Here is a 241-nt window from a genome sequence, read left to right as displayed (position 1 = left end):
CCAGCCGATGGCCTTTCCGGCCAGACCCGCGCGCCGGGCGCCTATCGCATCCCGCTGCCCGCCGGGCTCCGGCCCGGGGCCTATACCCTGTTCGTGGAGGCGGCGCGCGAAACCGGCGGCCGTGAACTGGTGCAGGTGCCGTTCTCGGTGCCGGCCAAGCCCGCTCCGGCTGGCGCCAGCGGCCGGGCCGAACTGGGCCAAGTGACCGTTTCCCTGCGTTGAGAGGACCGACCCCGATGAA

General features: G+C 73.4%; 1 protein-coding gene. It reads left to right on the top strand.

Annotation, left to right across the window (positions count from 1 at the left end):
* Positions 1-222 (top strand): DUF2271 domain-containing protein (locus H926_RS0113210; protein ID WP_022676733.1); only part of this gene is annotated, 222 nt, incomplete at its 5' end.
* Positions 223-241: the final 19 nt, after the last annotated feature.

This window comes from Novosphingobium sp. B-7 (assembly GCF_000410615.1).
Taxonomy (GTDB): domain Bacteria; phylum Pseudomonadota; class Alphaproteobacteria; order Sphingomonadales; family Sphingomonadaceae; genus Novosphingobium; species Novosphingobium capsulatum.
This window is presented reverse-complemented; position numbering and strand designations above follow the sequence as displayed.